Origin of the sequence: Bacillus sp. RC251 (assembly GCF_044908765.1) — a bacterium.
GTDB classification, from domain to species: Bacteria; Bacillota; Bacilli; order Bacillales; family Bacillaceae_G; genus Bacillus_A; species Bacillus_A wiedmannii.
In genome coordinates, this window is sequence record NZ_JBIYDP010000001.1 from 284,639 (window position 1) to 303,091 (window position 18,453).

Here is an 18,453-nt window from a genome sequence, read left to right on the forward strand (position 1 = left end):
TCTAAAAAAGGATAGAGATAAAAATATACTGTTTTTGCTCGTCATTTAAACATAAAGATTTTCGTTCTTGAGCGAACGTTTAAAACGAATCCAATCGCTATCATGTATGTGAGTAAGGAACTTCCTCCGTAGCTCATAAGGGGTAATGTAATTCCTGTAATAGGTAGTAATCCGATGGTCATCCCGATATTTTGAAATACTTGAAAAGTAAACATTCCGATTGTACCAGCACAGATGTAACTACCGAAAGGATCATTACTTTCTAAGGCGATATGAATCATGCGGAAAATAAGTAGGAAAAAAAGTGAAATAATGACACTTGCGCCTAAAAAGCCGAATTGCTCAGCGACATTGGTGAAAATAAAATCTGTATGTGGTTCTGGAAAGTATACTTGCCCATTTTCCCAACCTTTTCCTTGCATTTCCCCTGATCCAGTAGCTAAGAAAGCTTGTCTTAATTGATAGCCTTGTGCATCATATTTGTATGGCGCTAACCAGCCGTAGAAGCGATTTAGTTGATATTCTTGTAAAATGTGTGCTTTAAAGAATTTTGTGTGAGTAAAAAAAATATACGTTAATGTAACGCCAGCTGCAAAAATACCGGAAACTAATCCGAAAATAAAACGCCAACGTATACCAGAAACTAGTATCATTGCTGCGAGCATAGCTGAAATTACCATTGTGTTTCCTAAATCAGGTTCCTTTGCAATAAGTAGTAGGGGTGGAAAACTTGTTGCACATATTTTTCCGAGTAATAAAAAATCGCCGTGTATTGTCCGGAAAAAATATTTCTCATTGTGATTTGCTATAATTCGTCCAGTGACGATAATTAAAAACAATTTCATGATTTCAGACGGCTGGAAATTTCCGATGCCGGGAAGCCTGTACCAAGCGGTAGCACCTTTAATTGTAACGGCACCTGGTACTTGAAGTTCTAGTCCAATAAGTAGTACCAATGCAAAGCTATATAAATACCAAGCAATTTTTTGATAACGATCGAAATCAATAATCATAATCATACCAATGGCTATAAATCCAATGAAGTACCATTGGATTTGCTTTAATACAAAATTTACGCTTTGCAAAAATGGTGGTAAAGAGGCTTGTGCACTTGCAATTGCAAAGCAACTAACAGTCCCAATGGCAAATAAGATGAATAGTAATACGTAGTCTATTTGATATTGAGAATTTGGATCTTTCAATGTATGTATTCCTTTCTATCGCCTAGTAAGTATATGGATCATGTCATGATAAAAATAATATACAAGCAGACTATGCATACATTTATTCCACTATTTGTGGGAAGTCATACATCACGAGGAAGGAATAGCTCCTCCCTTGTGATGGACTATATTGCACGGAGCTCTTTTGTAATGATATTTAAACAATAAGAAAGTCGTGCATGTGTATTTTTATCTGGAATGAGGTTTGGAAATAGATCGTAAAATTTGACCGCATTTTTATACCATCCGTAAGCTCTTATCAAACCTTTTTTATAATATTTAGTGTCTTGTAAGAAACCATACTTTTTCGAAGCTAAAACGAGCTGAGAAAAATCTTCACAGCCCTCAAGGAATTTGTGACGTACTTGCTGTCCAGTATGAAGACGGAATGAACTTAAGGGCTCAGTTATATACATCGCATCACCTTTTGAAAGTAAACTTAGCCAAGAGGCCATATCAACACTACAACCATATTTTCTGCCATGTAAAGTGCCGAAAGGTTCCGTTAATAGGCTTTTTCTAAAGAGTACGATTGTAGGCTCACCGATAATATTTTGTCCTGACATAAGCATACGGTTTCCAAAATCTTTCCCATTTAGTAGAGTATCTTCATCATATAATTTTTTCATGGAGGGATGTTGTTCAATTATATCTCCATTATCATCAATCCAAGTGCGATAGGAGGTGATAAGTGCAATGTCTTTATTTAAATCTTGTTGGAAATAAAACATCATTTTTTCGATTTTATTATTATAAAATATATCATCGTCCATTAAGAAATTTATGTACTCTCCTTTTGACTGTTTTAAGAGCGTAAGGGCGTTATGAAATTGTCCTAAAGTAGAGGCATTTCGAATGTACGTTATATGTTTATGTTTATGTAAATAATGTCTGTATATTAATTTTTCTGTTTCATTAGTTGTACTATCGTCTCCTACAATAATTTCAATATTTGAATACGTTTGTGCTAATACACTTTCTAGAGCAATTTTAAAATAATGTGGTCGGTTATAGGTGGGAATAAGGATGGAAACGAGAGGTAGATTTTTCATAGTATTCATATATAACTACCTTTCAGAAATTTTTTGTGTAAGAATAATATCTTGATAACTTGTATGTTCAGTTCTGCTACACCATGAACCATAATGAGGGGGGGACTGTATTTCTAGCCCATGTTTATTTAATAGGGCACGAATATCTTCCTCAGGATAGGAAACTGCGAAATTAGGGATATCTTTATTTAGAACATAACAATTGTCAATTTGATGATAAAAACCTAACGTACTTAGTCCTGCATTTAAGTAATAGGATGATTCAGGGTTAATTAAAAAGAAAGTAATAAAACATCTCCCATCTTCTTTCAGAACTCGTGCAATCTCGCATACGTAATGTTCTAATTCTTTCGGAAGGAGATGGGTAAATACAGACGTTAAAAAAATAAAATCGAATGATTCATCTTCATATGGAAACTTGTATTGGGAAGCATCTTCTTTTCCATCGGGATTGTAGAATTGATTATATATATCGACATGTTCAAAATGGAAATTGTTATGGCGTGTAGAAATGTTATTTTTGCACCATGTAATTCCCGCATTGAATAAGTCAAATCCATAATAAGTACCTTCATCGCTTAAATAATTCATTAATGGAACCGCCATTCGGCCAATGCCACAGCCTACATCTAACACTGTTTCATTTGATTTTAAATTGCCAATTTCAATAAAATACTGCATAAATTCTTTTCCAACTTCTTCAAAATCACCACCTACATATTGAACAAGTTCTGGGGGTGGAATTAATGTGATTTTTTTCTCGTTTTCGTTCATACATTCACTCCGTCCTTGTAGTAAAGTAGGGGATTTCTATTGTATATATAAGTTAATCATTTATAGTGAGGGGAACTTTACACAATTAGTTCTTATGAATAAGTAGTGTAATAGAACCCCTCAAAAAATAAAATTATATTCTATTCTTTTCGCCAATAAATACCGAAATCATCAATCTTAGTAATAGGAGCTTGTAAGTTTCTTTCATTTCTGAAATCTGTTACAGCCTCTGCGCATGTTACCAATCCGTAATCATCAATAATAATATAGCCGCCTGTTGAAACTTTATCGTATAAGTTTACAAGACTATCCATCGTTGATTCATACATATCACCATCAAGGCGAGCAATTGCAATTTTTTCTACCGGTGCTGAAGGCAAGGTATCTTTAAACCAACCCTTTAAAAATTTCACCTGATCATTTAATAAATCGTATTTTCTAAAGTTTTCTTGCACTGTTTCTAAAGAAACTCGTAAGTAATCGAATGTGTGCAAATAATCACCGTAATCTTTCGGATATTGTTCTAAATTAGGTGCTGGCAGACCTTCAAACGAATCGGCAACCCACACAGTACGATCCGTAATGTTGTTTGCTTGTAAAAAACCATTCATAAAAATGCATGATCCTCCGCGCCATACACCAGTTTCAATAAAATCACCTTCTATATTTTCCCTTACAACAGTTTCCATAGCCTCATGTAATTGATTCATACGTTTTCGACCAACCATACTGTGTGCTGCTCTTGGCCAATCCTTGCCACCTTGACGCGCATTTTTTGAAACGTTAGGATCAACGATTTTTAAATTGTGATTTTCTACGTATTGCTTAAGAAATAAAGGAAGTGGAACTGTAACTGGTTCATATGATAGCTCTTTAGATATATGTAACGAAGCAGGTAAGTATGGTTCGTATTCTAACCATATTTCAAATAAAATTGTTTTCTTTAATAACTCGAGATAAAGCTGGACAGCTGATTTATTTTCCATATAAGTGCCTCCTGCGGAATGTCATACAACATTATGACTATGTAGAAAAGAAAGATTTAATGATTGAATTTAATAATGAAAAAGCAGTAAAACTGATATCAGTTTTACTGCTACGTACAAAATTAAGCGATTTTTTCAATAATAATTGATGCACTTGTACCAAGAGCTAGTGATAATCCAATTCCTGTAACAATTGCTTCAACGAGTGATGGTGTTGTAGTAATTTGTGTAATGGCTTGGATAACGATAGGAGCTCCAAGTGAAATCAAGCTTGTGCCCGCACCTGGTACATTAACTCCATTAACTTGAATTCCAAGACTTCCTAATAAACTTACTGCCGCTGTATAAGCAATAACAGTAATTTTATAGAAGCCAGTTTCACTAATTACGAAAGTATCGGCATCCATTTGAGAAATTGCCGTACCAAACTGAGATCCAACGGTATTAAATGGTACTGGATCATTAATCCCAAGAGCCAAAGAAACTGTAGCTGAGTTAAAGGCATACAATCCTGCTGGAAGTCCTAAGCCAGAAGGTCCAGTTGGCCCAGTCGGTCCAGTAGCACCGGTAGCGCCAGTAGCACCAGTTGGTCCAGTAGCACCGGTAGCGCCAGTAGCACCAGTTGGTCCAGTAGCACCGGTAGCGCCAGTAGCACCAGTTGGTCCAGTAGCACCAGTTAGCCCAGTTGGTCCAGTCGGTCCAGTCGGTCCAGAAGGTCCAGTTGGTACAGTTGGCCCAGTCGGCCCAGTTGGTCCAGTCGGTCCAGTCGGTCCAGTCGGCCCAGTCGGTCCAGTTGGTCCAGAAGGTCCAGTTGGTACAGTTGGCCCAGTCGGCCCAGTTGGTCCAGTCGGTCCAGTCGGCCCGGTAGGAAGGGTAAACGGTGGTATTGGTGGTAATGTTGGTCCTACAAGATTAGGGTCAAATGCACTAGCTGATAAAGATTCATCGGGATTTAATCCATCTGAATAATTATTATTTGACATAAATTCACCTCCATAAAGCGTTCATTATATAGTAGATGCAAAACCGGAAGAAAATGACACGGACATTTGAATTATTGAAAAGAAATCTTAAACAGCTTGTGCAAGTTAAAAAAATGGAAAGTTTATTGTATGTATAACATATGATTGATTTGGAAGAGGGTGATTATGTTGAACAAGCAAGGAATTACAATTAGTTTATGTATGATTGTTCGAGATGAGGAAAATACAATAGGTCGATGTTTAGACGCAGTGGAAAAAATTGTGGATGAAATTATTATAGTTGATACAGGTTCCATTGATCGAACGAAAGAAATTGTAGCTCAATATACCTCTAACATATATGACTTTCCATGGATTAATGATTTTTCGGCAGCTAGAAATTTTTCTTTTTCGAAAGCAACGCAAGAATATATATTATGGCTAGATGCTGATGATGTGTTATTAGAAGACGCTCAAGAGGCATTGAAGTTATTAAAAAGAGAGTTAGATCCTAATGTTGATGCTGTTTCAATGCCTTATCATCTTGTAATGGATTCTAATGGGAAACCTTTATACTGTACAAAAAGATATCGGCTTGTAAAGCGTGAAAAACAATTTGAATGGTTTGGAAAGGTGCATGAGTATTTAGCTATTTTTGGTGAGATTTTTAATAGTAATGTGGCGATTACACATAAGAAAGAAAAGAAAGTAACGAATCGTAATTTGAAAATTTTTCAAGATGCTGTAGCAGCTGGAGAGGAATTGAGTCCGAGAGATTTGTTTTATTACGCGAATGAATCTATGGATAATCAAAAATATGATGATGCAGTTCTGCTATATGAAACATTTCTTAATCAAGACGAAGGTTGGTATGAAGAGAAAATTTATGCATGTGGTAAATTAGGAGATTGCTATGCAAAGCTTGGAATGTGGGAGAAGGCAGTTGAATCTTGTGTAAAGTCATTTCGGTATGATGTCCCTAGAGGAGAGAATTGTACAAGAATAGGATATATATATATGGATCAACAAAAATACAATGAAGCAATTTTTTGGTTTAAACTTGCAACAGAAGTGACAATGGCAACAGAGAGTCCTTTTCACAGTCCAGCTAGCTACACATGGATTCCCTATTTACAAATGTGTATTTGTTATAGCAAGTTAGGCGAGCAAGATAAAGCTTATTATTACAATGAATTAGCAGCTTCTTATGTTCCGAATAATGCTGCAATTGAATACAATCGCAAATATTTTCGGAGTGTTTTTGATGAACAATATAAATCGTTATAGGTTGCGTTTTTATTACGATTCTAACTCTAATAGATTGGCTATATAGTAAAGTATCGGCAATGTAACCAGTACTGGTTACATCTATAGACTTTAGATGAGATTTATATTTCAAATTCAATTTGCATAAGGAGTGTGTAAAATGAATTCCCCAAAAAATTCTTTATACGAAGAAAAGTCCGGGCATTATTATAATGCAGTGAATCCGAATTTATTAAAGCATATAAAAAAGGAATGGAAAGAAGTTCTTGATATCGGTTGCTCGAGTGGTGCACTGGGAGCTGCCATAAAAGAAAATGGCACACGTGTATCAGGAATAGAGGCATTCCCAGAGGCGGCAGAACAAGCAAAAGAAAAACTAGATCATGTTGTTTTAGGAGATATAGAAACAATGGATATGCCGTATGAGGAGGAGCAATTTGATTGCATTATATTTGGTGACGTATTAGAGCATTTATTTGATCCGTGGGCTGTAATAGAAAAAGTAAAACCATATATAAAGCAAAATGGTGTGATTTTGGCTAGTATCCCGAACGTTTCACACATTTCAGTATTAGCTCCCTTACTTGCTGGAAATTGGACGTATACAGAATATGGTTTATTAGATAAAACACATATTCGTTTCTTTACATTTAATGAAATGCTACGAATGTTTTTAAAAGCAGGCTATTCAATTAGTAAAGTAGATCGTGTATATGTTGATCATAAAATGTATGAACCGCTTATTGAGGAATTATATGGAATTTGTAAAAAATATCGTCTTGGAAGTGGCTTCATGGCTGAGACGGTTGTATTTCAATATATTATTGAAGCAGAAAAATCACAATTATGAGTGCTGCAGATAAAACAATATTATTTGTTACGTGTATAAATGATCGGCAAATGTATGCACAATGTGCGCGACATATATTACAATTGCCAGTTCCTCCAGGATATACGATACAGTTTATGCCGATTCGGAATGCAAAAAGTATGACGAGCGGATATAATAAAGCGGTTTCGCATCCAGCGAAATATAAAGTGTATATACATCAAGATGTTTTCATTGTAAATATGGGATTTTTATACGGATTAATTCAATTGTTTCAGGAACATGAACATCTTGGAATGATTGGTATGGTTGGAGCCCAATATGTTCCTCCAAATGGAACATGGAATGTAGGCAGAGGAGTTGTTGGAAAAGTAATTGGTTATATGAATGATTTATTTTATATGGCCAGTCAAGAAAAACCGTACCATGAGTCAAAAACATTTATGCCCGTTGAATGTATTGACGGTTTATTGATGGCAACGCAATACGATATTCCGTGGCGGGAAGACTTGTTTGATGGGTTTGACTTTTATGATGTGTCTCAATCATTTGAATTTAGAAAAGCTGGCTATACAGTGGGGGTTCCTGTACAGCGTGATGCGTGGTGCATTCATTATCATATTGATGTGAATATGACGAACTATGAAAAGTATAGAAAGATATTTGTGGAGCACTATATGTCAGATGTAAATCAAGACGAATAGAGGGGCTACAAAATGAAAGATCATACAATATTAGTCGTTGTTTGTATAAATAATGAAGAGCTATTTGAACAATGCGAGAGACAAATACGAAACCTTTTTGTTCCCCCTGGTTATGTCGTACAAATTTTTCCGATACGGGATGCGAAAAGTATGGCAAGTGCATATAACCGAGCACTTGCATATCCCGCGAAGTATAAGGTTTATATACATCAAGATACTTATCTTATTAATCGAGAGATGTTTTATACACTCATTTCACTTTTTAAAGATAACGAAAAACTTGGTTTAATTGGCGTAGCTGGTGCGCAGTTTTTACCGAGTAACGGGATATGGTGGGAAGGGAAAAATTTAGTAGGGAAAGTGATTGAGTACAGAAGACAGAATTATCAACTATTAAATTTGGATCAGCTGTTTTATGGGAATCAATCATTTATGTCAGTTCAGGCAATTGATGGATTATTAATGGCTACACAATATGATATTCCATGGCGAGAAGACTTGTTTCAAGGATTCCACTTTTATGATGTGTCGCAGTCTTTAGAGTTTCAAAAAGCGGGTTATTTAATTGGTATCCCTAATCAAGCAAATTTATGGTGTATTCATTACAACGGGGATGAGTTTGATGCGGATACATATGAGAAGTATCGGAAAGTGTTTGTAGAACATTACAAAGATATACTATCTCCATCATAAGGGAGAGATGCAGGATGAAAGGAATTATTTTAGCAGGTGGAACTGGATCGAGATTATATCCAATAACGAAAGTAACGAATAAACATTTGCTTCCTGTTGGACGTTACCCAATGATTTATCATGCGGTATATAAACTAAAACAATGCGAGATTACAGATATTATGATTATTACAGGTAAAGAGCATATGGGGGATGTTGTTAGTTTTTTAGGGAGCGGTCAAGAGTTTGGCGTGTCCTTTACGTATCGTGTGCAAGATAAGGCTGGCGGAATTGCACAAGCATTAGGGCTTTGTGAGAATTTCGTTGGGAATGATCGCATGGTAGTTATATTAGGGGATAATATCTTTTCTGATGACATTGGTCCGTATGTTGAAGAGTTTGCAAATCAAAAAGAAGGTGCGAAAGTACTGCTGCAATCTGTAGATGATCCGGAGAGATTTGGTGTAGCAAACATTCAAAACCGAAAAATAATTGAAATTGAAGAAAAACCGAAAGAGCCGAAAAGTTCCTATGCAGTTACAGGAATTTATTTGTATGATTCGAAAGTTTTTTCTTATATAAAAGAATTAAAACCTTCTGCAAGGGGGGAACTTGAGATTACTGATATTAATAATTGGTATTTAAAACGAGGGGTACTTACTTATAATGAAATGAGCGGTTGGTGGACTGATGCGGGAACTCATATTTCTCTTCAAAAGGCGAATACGTTAGCGCGGGATATAAACTTTGGTAAACAGTTTAACGGAGAATAGGTGAGAATATGAAAGTTGTAGAAACAAACTTTACCGACGCAAAATTGTTAGAACCGAGGTTATTTGGAGATGAGCGTGGCTTTTTTACTGAAAGTTATAATAAGAAGGTGCTAGAAACATTAGGGGTTACGTATTCGTTTGTGCAGGATAATGTTTCTTATTCAGCAGAAGCGGGAACGATTCGGGGATTACACTTTCAAAAAAATCCGAAAGCACAAACGAAACTTATTCAAGCTATGCAAGGAGCAATCTATGACGTTATCGTTGATTTGCGAAAAGATTCACCAACGTTTAAACAGTGGAGAGGATATATTTTAAGCGCGGATAATCATCGGCAATTGTTAGTGCCAAAAGGATTTGCACATGGCTTTTGTACACTTGTGCCGCATACTATTGTTATGTATAAAGTAGATGAGTATTATAGTGCTGATCATGACTCAGGGGTACTTTGGGAAGATAAAGAATTAGCAATTCCATGGCCGGTAACAAATCCTATTTTGTCTGACAAAGATCGAATATTACCGTTGCTTCAGGAATGTGAAGATAGCTTTTGAGTAGGAGAGTTGTTTATGAATATATTAGTAACAGGTGGGGCTGGATTTATTGGAAGTAACTTTGTTCATTACATGTTACAAAGCTATGAAACATATAAAATTATTAATTACGACGCATTAACATATAGCGGGAATTTAAATAATGTGAAGTCTCTTCAAGGGTATCCTAATTACTCTTTTGTAAAAGGGGAAATTCAAAATGGAGAGCTGCTAGAGCATGTCATAAAAGAGCGAGACGTCCATGTGATTGTAAATTTCGCAGCTGAATCACATGTGGACCGTAGTATTGAAAATCCGATCCCTTTTTATGATACAAATGTAATTGGGACAGTCACATTATTAGAATTAGTAAAAAAATATCCACATATTAAACTCGTGCAAGTATCAACAGATGAGGTGTACGGCTCTTTAGGGAAAACAGGGCGATTTACCGAGGAAACCCCGTTAGCTCCAAATAGTCCATACTCTTCAAGCAAGGCGAGCGCCGACATGATAGCTTTATCTTATTATAAAACATATCAATTACCAGTTATAGTAACGCGTTGCTCCAATAACTATGGGCCGTATCAATATCCTGAAAAGTTAATTCCGTTAATGGTTACGAATGCGCTGGAAGGAAAAAAACTACCGTTATATGGCGATGGATTAAATGTAAGAGATTGGTTACATGTAACGGATCATTGTAGTGCGATTGACGTTGTTCTGCATAAGGGACGTATAGGAGAAGTATATAATATAGGTGGAAATAATGAAAAAACCAATGTAGATGTTGTGGAACAAATTATCTCTCTCTTAGGAAAAACGAAAGAAGATATTGCGTATGTTACAGACCGTTTAGGGCATGATCGTCGTTATGCGATTGATGCACAAAAGATGAAGAATGAGCTCGGGTGGGAACCGCAGTATACGTTTGAACAGGGGCTAAAAGAAACGGTGGAATGGTATGAACATCATATAGAATGGTGGAAACCACTAAAAGAAAAATAAGGGGCATATAAATGAAAGAGCGGATTATCATAACGGGAGCAAATGGTCAATTGGGAAAGCAACTACAAGAAGAGTTAAATGCTGAAGAATATGACATATATCCATTTGATAAAAAGTTACTAGATATAACAAATATATCCCGAATGCAGCAAGTGGTACAAGAAATAAGGCCACATATAATTATTCATTGTGCAGCGTATACGAAGGTTGATCATGCTGAGAAAGAACAAGACCTTGCTTATGTAATAAATGCAATAGGAGCTCGAAATGTAGCGGTTGCTTCACAAGTAGTAGGGGCGAAATTAGTTTATATTAGTACCGATTATGTATTTCAAGGTGACAGACCAGATGGCTATCATGAGTTTCATAATCCATCACCAATAAATGTATACGGGGCTTCTAAGTATGCGGGAGAGCAGTTTGTCAAAGAGTTACATAATAAATATTTTATCGTTCGAACATCGTGGTTATATGGTAAGTATGGAAACAATTTTGTGAAAACGATGATGCGGTTAGGAAAAGAAAGAGCAGAATTATCTGTTGTAGCGGATCAAATTGGTTCTCCTACTTATGTGGCGGATTTAAATGTGATGATTAATAAGCTCATTCACACTTCTTTATACGGTACGTATCATGTATCAAATAGAGGCTCATGTTCTTGGTTTGAATTTGCCAAAAAAATATTCTCGGATGCAAATATGAAAGTGAATGTATTACCTGTTTCAACCGAAGAATTTGGATCGGCGGCAGCTAGACCGAAATATTCTGTTTTCCAACATAACATGCTACGATTAAATGGTTTTTCACAAATGCCTTCTTGGGAAGAAGGATTAGAGCGGTTTTTTATAGAAACAAAAAGTCATTAACAAAATTTAAGTTAATGACTTTTTTGTTTGCCTTTAAGAGGTTTTATGGTACTATAATTATAGTATCAGGTACTAATAACAAGTATAAGCAATTCTGGGAGGATATATCATGGAACTATTACAAGGGAAAACATTTGTTGTTATGGGCGTTGCGAACCAAAGAAGTATTGCGTGGGGAATTGCTCGCTCTTTGCATAATGCAGGTGCAAAATTAATATTCACATATGCAGGAGAACGTTTAGAAAGAAACGTTCGTGAATTAGCGGACACATTAGAAGGACAAGAATCACTTGTATTACCTTGTGATGTAACAAATGATGAAGAACTTACAGCTTGCTTTGAAACAATCAAGCAAGAGGTTGGTACAATTCACGGTGTTGCACACTGTATTGCTTTTGCAAATCGTGATGATTTAAAAGGTGAATTTGTAGATACTTCTCGCGATGGATTTTTACTTGCACAAAATATTAGTGCATTCTCTTTAACAGCTGTAGCAAGAGAAGCGAAGAAAGTAATGACAGAAGGCGGAAATATTTTAACGTTAACATACCTTGGCGGCGAGCGCGTTGTGAAAAACTATAACGTTATGGGTGTTGCGAAAGCTTCATTAGAAGCGAGCGTAAAATATTTAGCTAACGATTTAGGCCAACACGGCATTCGCGTTAACGCTATTTCTGCAGGACCAATTCGTACGTTATCTGCAAAAGGCGTAGGCGACTTTAACTCAATTTTAAGAGAAATTGAGGAGCGCGCACCACTTCGTCGTACAACAACTCCAGAAGAAGTTGGGGATACAGCAGTATTCTTATTCAGTGATTTAGCACGCGGCGTAACAGGAGAAAACATTCATGTTGATTCAGGGTATCATATTCTAGGATAAATATAATATTAATTTTTAAAGGACAATCTCTAAATGCTGAGATTGTCCTTTTTATTTGTTCTTAGAAAGAACGATTTTTAACGAAAGTTCTTACCACGTGATGAATATAACTATAATAGTACACGATTTATTCAGCTACGTATGGAAGTGGGAGGGACGAGTGTGAAGAATAAAAATAAAAGTTCAACAGTTGGAAAACCGTTGTTATATATCACGCAAGTAAGTTTAGAACTTACTGCACCAAAAATAAAAAGGATTATCCTGACAAACTTTGAAAATGAAGATCAAAAAGAGAAAAGTAATAGAAATGAAAATATTGTAAGCAGTGCTGTGGAAGAGGTAATAGAACAAGAACAACAAGAAGAGCAGCAAGTGGAAGAAAAAATAGAAGAAGAGGAAAAAGAAGAACACGCAGAACAAGAAGAACAAGAACAGCAAGGGCCAGTAAGAACTGTCCCGTATAATAAATCATTTAAGGATATGAATAATGAAGAAAAAATTCATTTTTTATTAAACCGCCCTCATTACATTCCAAAAGTAAGGTGCAGAATAAAAACAGCTACAGTTTCTTATGTGGGATCGATCATATCGTATCGTAATGGCATTGTATCTATTATGCCGCAAAATAGTATGAGAGATATTAAGTTGTCTATAGATGATATCCAATCGATTAGTATGGCCGGCTTTTAAATATGTAAAGGTGGTAGAAAGCTTCTACCACCCCAATAGTTTTTTAGTTTACTTAACGATAGAAACGTCGCGTAAGCATTGAATCGCACAGAAACAACTTAAATCAACAGTAATGCAAGTAGTTGTCGATATTAATCTTGCATTTGGTACAGCTAAAAACGTACAAATTGGATCGTCACCAGGTGGTACCGGAGAACTGTCACCTAAAACTACAGTTAATACACGTAGTACAGCACAGCTATCATCATCTACACTTTCCACACGGAAAATTGGAGATCGGCAGCTAGTAAGGCTTGCAGATGGTGCGAATGCTTCAAAAGGTTCTCCAGTTTTTGTGTATAAAATAAAAGGGCGTGTATTTGCTACTGACGCAGTATTGTGTGCACCTAAAAATGGGATTTCACAACCAGATCCACACGTTGTTGTAGAACAATCTTGTAATTCATTGATGAATTTTACAACGTCAACTACACAATGAGAAGAGCCATGGTGTTTATTTTCGTTACAACTCATTAATGTCACTCCTTATCTTCTTGTTTGTATTTACATTAATAAGATATTGGAGTCGAGGAGATTTGGTCACAATCTCAAGACCTTTTTTTTTAAATAGGCGAAAGAAGATAAGGGAAGGTGGAATCATGCTGTTTACAAGCTGGCTTTTATTTTTTATTTTTGCGTTAGCTGCCTTTAGGCTCACTCGTTTAATTGTTTATGATAAAATTACAGCCTTTTTGCGAAGACCGTTTATTGATGAGTTAGAGATTACAGAGCCAGATGGAAGTATATCAACTTTTACAAAAGTAAAAGGTAAAGGATTAAGAAAGTGGGTTGGCGAATTATTAAGCTGTTATTGGTGTACAGGTGTATGGGTTAGTGCTTTTTTATTAGTTTTATATAATTGGATTCCTATCGTTGCAGAGCCTTTACTTGCATTATTAGCTATTGCAGGAGCAGCGGCAATCATTGAAACGATTACAGGATATTTTATGGGAGAATAATATATTTTCATAGTACGAGAAAAAGCGGAGTTTAAAAGAATGAGGGAACGGAAATAAAGAGTTGTTCATATAGTGAATAGACAGAATTGACAGTAGAGGAGATGTTTGCTGTGAGTAATAGTCCAAGGCAAAATTCATATGACCTGCAGCAATGGTATCAAATACAGCAACAGCACCATGCACAACAACAGGCATATCAAGAACAATTACAACAACAAGGATTTGTGAAGAAAAAGGGATGTAATTGTGGGAAAAAGAAGAACAAAATAAAACACTATGAAGAATGAAACACTCATGCTACTGTGAGTGTTTTTTATTATACATATAAAAAGCGGTATTTCTGTATTAGAAATACCGCTTTTTACTAGCTAATTTGAGCAACTGTTAATGCTGCTGCACGGATGTCTACAGTTCCAATTAACTCAACTGGTACAATTTGAATTAAGTCACCAGGATTTAAGTTAATAAGAATAACACCACTGGATACGTCTACTTCACCAGTACCAATAACGTTAGAACGAACTGCTGTACCTGATCCAGGAATAATGTTAGCTGGCGTGTTTAATGATAAGAAGAAACGACCAGCTTCTGGTGCAGTAGGTACGTTATCAAGACTAATTGTTAATGTATAACTAATTTGATAAATACCAGCTCGTAAAATTCGAATACCATCTCCGACACTTACTGTATCGTTGATTACAGGAACAGTAATATTTGGGTTTGGACTTACGCTAGGTAATAGTAGTGGTGTAAATAGTGAAGCGAACTGAGGTGCAGAAGCATTGAAAGCAAAACCAAAGGCAGGTAGTGTACTAGCTGGTTTCGCCTCGCAATCGATTTTAGTAAATTCGCAATCAGAAGAGAACATGTTTTTCACTCCTTTATCTGTTTCTACTTTCAGTTAATGAAAGGGACAGGTTCTATGTTCTAGACAAGTTCCCAATTTTAAGAAATTTACATAATAATACTCTTTAAGCATGGATTGGGTGGCAGATAATTCTGCCACCCAATCCATGCTTAAATCAGTATTTAGTTTTATATAGAAACATCGCGTAAGCATTGAATAGCGCAGAAGCAACTTAAATCAACAGTAATACAAGTGGAGGTTGATATTAGTCTTGCATTTGGTACAGCTAAAAACGTACAGATTGGGTCGTCACCAGGTGGTACAGCGGTACCATCACCTAAAACTACAGTTAATACACGGAGTACAGCACAGTCATCATCATCTATACTTTCTACGCGGAAAATGGGAGATCGGCAACTAGTAAGGCTTGAAGATGGTGCAAATGCTTCAAAAGGTTCTCCAGTCTTTGTGTATAAAATAAAAGGACGTGTATTCGCTACTGATGCATTGTTATGTGCACCTAAAAATGGAACTTCGCAACCGGATCCACATGTTGTAGTTGCGCATTCTTGTAATTCATGTATAAAACGAACGACATTCGATACACAGTTGAAATCACAATCATGGTGATGATGGTCTTCGTTACAATTGCAGCTCATTATGTTCACTCCTTATCGTGAGTTCTGACATACACTATTACAATATGAATGAGATATGGTTGATATTACGTTAATTCTTACGATAAAAGCAGGGAATTTATATAGTAGGGATGTACATAATGCAATATAAAAAAAGACATCCTTATTTAGTGGATGTCTTTTCAGGTAAATCTTTTCGCGCAGTATATAAAAAACGAGATATATCTAATTTTTTTCCTCTAAAAAATTGCGGAGAGGAAATGTAAAGTTCTTCTTTCGCACGTGTAATTGCGACATAAAGTAGTCGACGTTCTTCTTCTAAAGCTTCAGAAGTCTCTGTAACACGATCATTTGCATCTTTTAAAGAAGAAGTATGGGGAAGAATACCATCGCTCGCTCCAAGTAAAAAGACGCATGGAAATTCAAGGCCTTTTGCGTTATGAATAGACATAAGCGAAACAGCATTTTTTTCCGGCATTGTTTTTAATGCTTCCATTTCTTTTTGACCTTGAATTGCTTCATCAATAAATTGTAAATAAGCTGGAATATCGGTGAAACGAGTTGCTGACTCCATTAATTCTTCTAACATTTCTTCTTGTATATCTTTATGCATCGTAAAGGAAGAACGATCGTTACTTTGTAAGTACTCTAAATACTTTCCTTTACCATGAATAATTTCTTTTAATGCTTTTTTCGGTTCTAATTCTTTTATAAATTTAATAAAATCGATACGCTCATTTACCTTTTTTACTTGAAAAGGTTTTAAGCTCGGATTTAATAATAAGAAATGAAGAAGAGAAGGGAACCGCCCCTCACCATATTTCCATTGTTCACGTTCAATAAATGAAATACAATCATCACGCCCGATATACATAGTTGGCAATATATTTGAAAGTGATTCTAGTCGAAACGGTTCAATCACCAGTCTTAGATGATCTAATACAGGCTTAATTAAAGAATGTTCATAAAATGATTGACTCGCCCCGTGCTTAATAAATGGGATTTTGTGAATTGTAAGCTGATCAAGTAACGAACGGCTTACAGAATGTGTGCGATACAGTAAACAAAAATCTTTATAGTTGCGTTCGCCGCTATCTACTTTTTCTTGAATGAGCTGCAAAATTTGATTTGCTTCATCAAGAGTCGTAGCAGGTCTTGCGTAAAAAGGTTGTACACCTTCTTCACGCACAGAATATAGCTCTTTATCAAAACGTTCTTGATTTAGTTTGATAACTTCATTTCCAAGTCCGACGATAAAAGGATTGGATCGATAATTTGTATTCAGTGCGATAATCGTAGTGTTATCAAATTCTTTTGGAAAAGATAAAATAATTTGGTGACTTGCTCCTCGCCAGCCATATATCGCCTGGTCGTCATCACCCGCGATAAATAAATTATTTCTTGGCGTGGCTAACAATTTTACAATTTCATATTGTGCATACGATGTATCTTGGAACTCATCTACTTCAATATAGTGGAAACGTTGTTGTAATTGGGTAAGCAAAGGAGCGTTATTTTCTAACATATAATATGTTTCTAATAAGATGTCATCGAAATCAATATAATTATATCGTTGTTTCACTTCTTCAAAACGCTCGTATACTTCTTTAAATTCTTGTTCAACGGGTGTTTTTGCTGTTACATCTTTCGGACGATTCAATTTGTTTTTCTCAAGTGAAATCATAGCGAGCATTGTTTCAGCATCATAATCGTCTTTTAGACGCAATTCTTTCAAGATTTTCTTTATCATAATTTGTTTATGTTTTTCATTTGCTAAAATTTGCTGATTATATCCTTGACTACGAAGCAATTTTAAAAAGACAGAGTGGAATGTACCAGCAACAACGTAGCTACTTGCAGCACGATTCATACCTGGTAAATTTGCTACACGGTTTCGGATTTCTTCAGCTGCTTTTTGTGTAAATGTAAGCAATAAAATATTTCGTGGATGAACTTGTTTTACATTTACTAAATAACCTACGCGGGTTGTTAAAACAGATGTTTTCCCGCTTCCGGCACCAGCCAATGTAAGGACAGGGCCTTCTGTCGTTCGCACAGCCTCTAATTGTTTTTCATTTAAAAAAACATTTTGTTGTTCGAGAGCGCGAAAATACGCCGCATCTGCATCTTCTTCCATAATTAAATGGGTAGATGTTTTCGGAATATGGTATGTTGCACGCGGAATATCAGCGTGCGTTAATGATTTTTGTGAAAATTTTTCTTGTGTCATATATTCACCTTCAAAACTATAGCATCAACATTTAACTTTAGCGGAAGAAAAAGAAAATAGCAATGTAAAAAACAGGAGGGGATACCTCCTGTTTTCAAATTACAATTCTTTTATCATAACGATGTGAGGAATATTTGCTTCCATGAATACATCAGAATGCGTTACATATCCAAGTTTCTTATAGAAATCTTCAGCATGTGTTTGGGCATGTAGCTTTAATTTTGATAGCGAGTTTTCATTCGCATACGCTTCAAGTGCATCCATAACAATTTTTCCAATGCCTTTTTTACGATGGGAAGCTAGTACGCAAATGCGTTCCATTTTTCCTATTCCATCCAGTATGCGAAAACGACCAGCACCAACTGGAACATCATTATCATATATAACAACGTGTGTTGAAGTTTCTTCAAACTCATCATACTCTTCGTCAGCAGAAACTTTTTGTTCATTTACAAATACTTGTTTACGTACAGAGAATGCATCTCTTAGTTGTTCGTCCGTTTGTACGATCTGTGCGTGCAA

At 35.9% G+C, this 18,453-nt stretch carries 22 protein-coding genes; 12 read left to right on the top strand and 10 right to left on the bottom strand.

What is annotated here, in order from left to right; genetic code table 11:
• Positions 1–41: 41 nt before the first annotated feature.
• The 5 genes from ABH961_RS01465 to ABH961_RS01485 all read right to left on the bottom strand — a co-directional run bounded on the left by ABH961_RS01465 (position 42) and on the right by ABH961_RS01485 (position 5,018).
• Positions 42–1,202: an FtsW/RodA/SpoVE family cell cycle protein gene (locus tag ABH961_RS01465; RefSeq protein WP_404518791.1), complete on the bottom strand. Its 1,161-nt coding sequence runs from the start codon at positions 1,200–1,202 to the stop codon at positions 42–44.
• Positions 1,203–1,348: 146 nt separating this feature from the next.
• Positions 1,349–2,284, bottom strand: coding sequence for a glycosyltransferase family 2 protein (locus ABH961_RS01470; RefSeq protein WP_098642672.1), 936 nt, complete (start codon positions 2,282–2,284; stop codon positions 1,349–1,351).
• 6 nt (positions 2,285–2,290) lie between these two features.
• Positions 2,291–3,049 carry a class I SAM-dependent methyltransferase gene (locus ABH961_RS01475; RefSeq protein WP_404518793.1) on the bottom strand — a complete coding sequence of 253 codons (759 nt, stop codon included), beginning with the start codon at positions 3,047–3,049 and terminating at the stop codon, positions 2,291–2,293.
• 140 nt (positions 3,050–3,189) lie between these two features.
• A complete protein-coding gene (locus tag ABH961_RS01480) occupies positions 3,190–4,035 on the bottom strand; it encodes a TylF/MycF family methyltransferase (protein ID WP_098077747.1) in 846 nt (281 codons plus the stop codon).
• Between the two features lie 122 nt (positions 4,036–4,157).
• Positions 4,158–5,018, bottom strand: a complete 861-nt coding sequence (locus ABH961_RS01485) for a BclA C-terminal domain-containing protein (RefSeq protein ID WP_404518795.1) — start codon at positions 5,016–5,018, stop codon at positions 4,158–4,160.
• 165 nt (positions 5,019–5,183) lie between these two features.
• On the opposite strand from ABH961_RS01485, the gene ABH961_RS01490 reads away from it, so the two are divergent.
• The 10 genes from ABH961_RS01490 to ABH961_RS01535 all read left to right on the top strand — a co-directional run bounded on the left by ABH961_RS01490 (position 5,184) and on the right by ABH961_RS01535 (position 13,218).
• Entirely contained in the window at positions 5,184–6,284 is a 1,101-nt protein-coding gene (locus tag ABH961_RS01490) for a glycosyltransferase (RefSeq protein WP_098047547.1), read from the top strand.
• A gap of 139 nt (positions 6,285–6,423) precedes the next feature.
• A complete protein-coding gene (locus ABH961_RS01495) occupies positions 6,424–7,113 on the top strand; it encodes a class I SAM-dependent methyltransferase (RefSeq protein ID WP_098047546.1) in 690 nt (229 codons plus the stop codon).
• Entirely contained in the window at positions 7,110–7,796 is a 687-nt protein-coding gene (locus tag ABH961_RS01500; protein ID WP_098077750.1) for a glycosyltransferase family protein, read from the top strand. The genes ABH961_RS01495 and ABH961_RS01500 overlap by 4 nt, the downstream gene beginning before the upstream one ends.
• Before the next feature lie 12 nt (positions 7,797–7,808).
• Positions 7,809–8,489 (top strand): glycosyltransferase family protein, encoded by a 681-nt coding sequence (locus ABH961_RS01505; RefSeq protein ID WP_098077752.1) that lies wholly within the window; start codon positions 7,809–7,811, stop codon positions 8,487–8,489.
• A gap of 14 nt (positions 8,490–8,503) precedes the next feature.
• The gene (locus tag ABH961_RS01510) at positions 8,504–9,241 is read left to right on the top strand and encodes a sugar phosphate nucleotidyltransferase (protein WP_098077755.1); all 738 of its coding nucleotides are present in this window, start codon (positions 8,504–8,506) and stop codon (positions 9,239–9,241) included.
• Positions 9,242–9,249: 8 nt separating this feature from the next.
• Positions 9,250–9,795: a dTDP-4-dehydrorhamnose 3,5-epimerase gene (gene rfbC, locus ABH961_RS01515; protein WP_048545130.1), complete on the top strand. Its 546-nt coding sequence runs from the start codon at positions 9,250–9,252 to the stop codon at positions 9,793–9,795.
• A gap of 15 nt (positions 9,796–9,810) precedes the next feature.
• Positions 9,811–10,782 carry a dTDP-glucose 4,6-dehydratase gene (gene rfbB / locus ABH961_RS01520; RefSeq protein ID WP_098047544.1) on the top strand — a complete coding sequence of 324 codons (972 nt, stop codon included), beginning with the start codon at positions 9,811–9,813 and terminating at the stop codon, positions 10,780–10,782.
• Between the two features lie 11 nt (positions 10,783–10,793).
• The gene (gene rfbD, locus ABH961_RS01525) at positions 10,794–11,648 is read left to right on the top strand and encodes a dTDP-4-dehydrorhamnose reductase (RefSeq protein WP_048545126.1); all 855 of its coding nucleotides are present in this window, start codon (positions 10,794–10,796) and stop codon (positions 11,646–11,648) included.
• Between the two features lie 109 nt (positions 11,649–11,757).
• On the top strand, positions 11,758–12,528 hold the full coding sequence (gene fabI, locus ABH961_RS01530; protein WP_000421885.1) for an enoyl-ACP reductase FabI: 771 nt from the start codon (positions 11,758–11,760) through the stop codon (positions 12,526–12,528).
• A 141-nt stretch (positions 12,529–12,669) separates the two neighbouring features.
• Entirely contained in the window at positions 12,670–13,218 is a 549-nt protein-coding gene (locus tag ABH961_RS01535; protein ID WP_141501746.1) for a spore coat CotO family protein, read from the top strand.
• A 48-nt stretch (positions 13,219–13,266) separates the two neighbouring features.
• Here ABH961_RS01535 and exsY read toward each other — a convergent pair whose 3' ends face one another.
• Positions 13,267–13,731, bottom strand: a complete 465-nt coding sequence (gene exsY / locus ABH961_RS01540) for an exosporium assembly protein ExsY (protein WP_001277740.1) — start codon at positions 13,729–13,731, stop codon at positions 13,267–13,269.
• A 125-nt stretch (positions 13,732–13,856) separates the two neighbouring features.
• Between exsY and ABH961_RS01545 the strand changes: the two genes are divergently transcribed.
• Both ABH961_RS01545 and ABH961_RS01550 read left to right on the top strand, forming a co-directional pair.
• Positions 13,857–14,216, top strand: coding sequence for a DUF1360 domain-containing protein (locus tag ABH961_RS01545; protein ID WP_000899655.1), 360 nt, complete (start codon positions 13,857–13,859; stop codon positions 14,214–14,216).
• A 101-nt stretch (positions 14,217–14,317) separates the two neighbouring features.
• Positions 14,318–14,503, top strand: coding sequence for a hypothetical protein (locus ABH961_RS01550; RefSeq protein ID WP_048545121.1), 186 nt, complete (start codon positions 14,318–14,320; stop codon positions 14,501–14,503).
• A gap of 77 nt (positions 14,504–14,580) precedes the next feature.
• On the opposite strand, the gene exsF is transcribed toward ABH961_RS01550, so the two are convergent.
• From exsF to ABH961_RS01570, 4 genes are all read right to left on the bottom strand, one after another.
• Complete coding sequence (gene exsF / locus ABH961_RS01555) at positions 14,581–15,084, bottom strand: exosporium protein ExsF (RefSeq protein WP_000492942.1); 504 nt, start codon at positions 15,082–15,084, stop codon at positions 14,581–14,583.
• 167 nt (positions 15,085–15,251) lie between these two features.
• The gene (cotY, locus tag ABH961_RS01560) at positions 15,252–15,722 is read right to left on the bottom strand and encodes a spore coat protein CotY (RefSeq protein WP_048545119.1); all 471 of its coding nucleotides are present in this window, start codon (positions 15,720–15,722) and stop codon (positions 15,252–15,254) included.
• Positions 15,723–15,864: 142 nt separating this feature from the next.
• The gene (locus ABH961_RS01565) at positions 15,865–17,931 is read right to left on the bottom strand and encodes an ATP-dependent helicase (RefSeq protein WP_098077761.1); all 2,067 of its coding nucleotides are present in this window, start codon (positions 17,929–17,931) and stop codon (positions 15,865–15,867) included.
• A gap of 99 nt (positions 17,932–18,030) precedes the next feature.
• Positions 18,031–18,453 carry a GNAT family N-acetyltransferase gene (locus tag ABH961_RS01570; protein WP_048545116.1) on the bottom strand — a complete coding sequence of 141 codons (423 nt, stop codon included), beginning with the start codon at positions 18,451–18,453 and terminating at the stop codon, positions 18,031–18,033.

Coding starts and splice junctions, on each gene's coding strand:
- exsY (WP_001277740.1), bottom strand. CDS start 13,731: ATGAGTTGTAACGAAAATAAACACCATGGCTCTTCTCATTGTGTAGTT.
- ABH961_RS01470 (WP_098642672.1), bottom strand. CDS start 2,284: ATGAATACTATGAAAAATCTACCTCTCGTTTCCATCCTTATTCCCACC.
- ABH961_RS01480 (WP_098077747.1), bottom strand. CDS start 4,035: ATGGAAAATAAATCAGCTGTCCAGCTTTATCTCGAGTTATTAAAGAAA.
- exsF (WP_000492942.1), bottom strand. CDS start 15,084: ATGTTCTCTTCTGATTGCGAATTTACTAAAATCGATTGCGAGGCGAAA.
- fabI (WP_000421885.1), top strand. CDS start 11,758: ATGGAACTATTACAAGGGAAAACATTTGTTGTTATGGGCGTTGCGAAC.
- ABH961_RS01510 (WP_098077755.1), top strand. CDS start 8,504: ATGAAAGGAATTATTTTAGCAGGTGGAACTGGATCGAGATTATATCCA.
- ABH961_RS01565 (WP_098077761.1), bottom strand. CDS start 17,931: ATGACACAAGAAAAATTTTCACAAAAATCATTAACGCACGCTGATATT.
- rfbD (WP_048545126.1), top strand. CDS start 10,794: ATGAAAGAGCGGATTATCATAACGGGAGCAAATGGTCAATTGGGAAAG.
- ABH961_RS01495 (WP_098047546.1), top strand. CDS start 6,424: ATGAATTCCCCAAAAAATTCTTTATACGAAGAAAAGTCCGGGCATTAT.
- rfbB (WP_098047544.1), top strand. CDS start 9,811: ATGAATATATTAGTAACAGGTGGGGCTGGATTTATTGGAAGTAACTTT.
- ABH961_RS01475 (WP_404518793.1), bottom strand. CDS start 3,049: ATGAACGAAAACGAGAAAAAAATCACATTAATTCCACCCCCAGAACTT.
- ABH961_RS01500 (WP_098077750.1), top strand. CDS start 7,110: ATGAGTGCTGCAGATAAAACAATATTATTTGTTACGTGTATAAATGAT.
- ABH961_RS01505 (WP_098077752.1), top strand. CDS start 7,809: ATGAAAGATCATACAATATTAGTCGTTGTTTGTATAAATAATGAAGAG.
- ABH961_RS01550 (WP_048545121.1), top strand. CDS start 14,318: ATGTTTGCTGTGAGTAATAGTCCAAGGCAAAATTCATATGACCTGCAG.
- cotY (WP_048545119.1), bottom strand. CDS start 15,722: ATGAGCTGCAATTGTAACGAAGACCATCATCACCATGATTGTGATTTC.
- ABH961_RS01485 (WP_404518795.1), bottom strand. CDS start 5,018: ATGTCAAATAATAATTATTCAGATGGATTAAATCCCGATGAATCTTTA.
- ABH961_RS01535 (WP_141501746.1), top strand. CDS start 12,670: ATGGAAGTGGGAGGGACGAGTGTGAAGAATAAAAATAAAAGTTCAACA.
- ABH961_RS01545 (WP_000899655.1), top strand. CDS start 13,857: ATGCTGTTTACAAGCTGGCTTTTATTTTTTATTTTTGCGTTAGCTGCC.
- ABH961_RS01490 (WP_098047547.1), top strand. CDS start 5,184: ATGTTGAACAAGCAAGGAATTACAATTAGTTTATGTATGATTGTTCGA.
- rfbC (WP_048545130.1), top strand. CDS start 9,250: ATGAAAGTTGTAGAAACAAACTTTACCGACGCAAAATTGTTAGAACCG.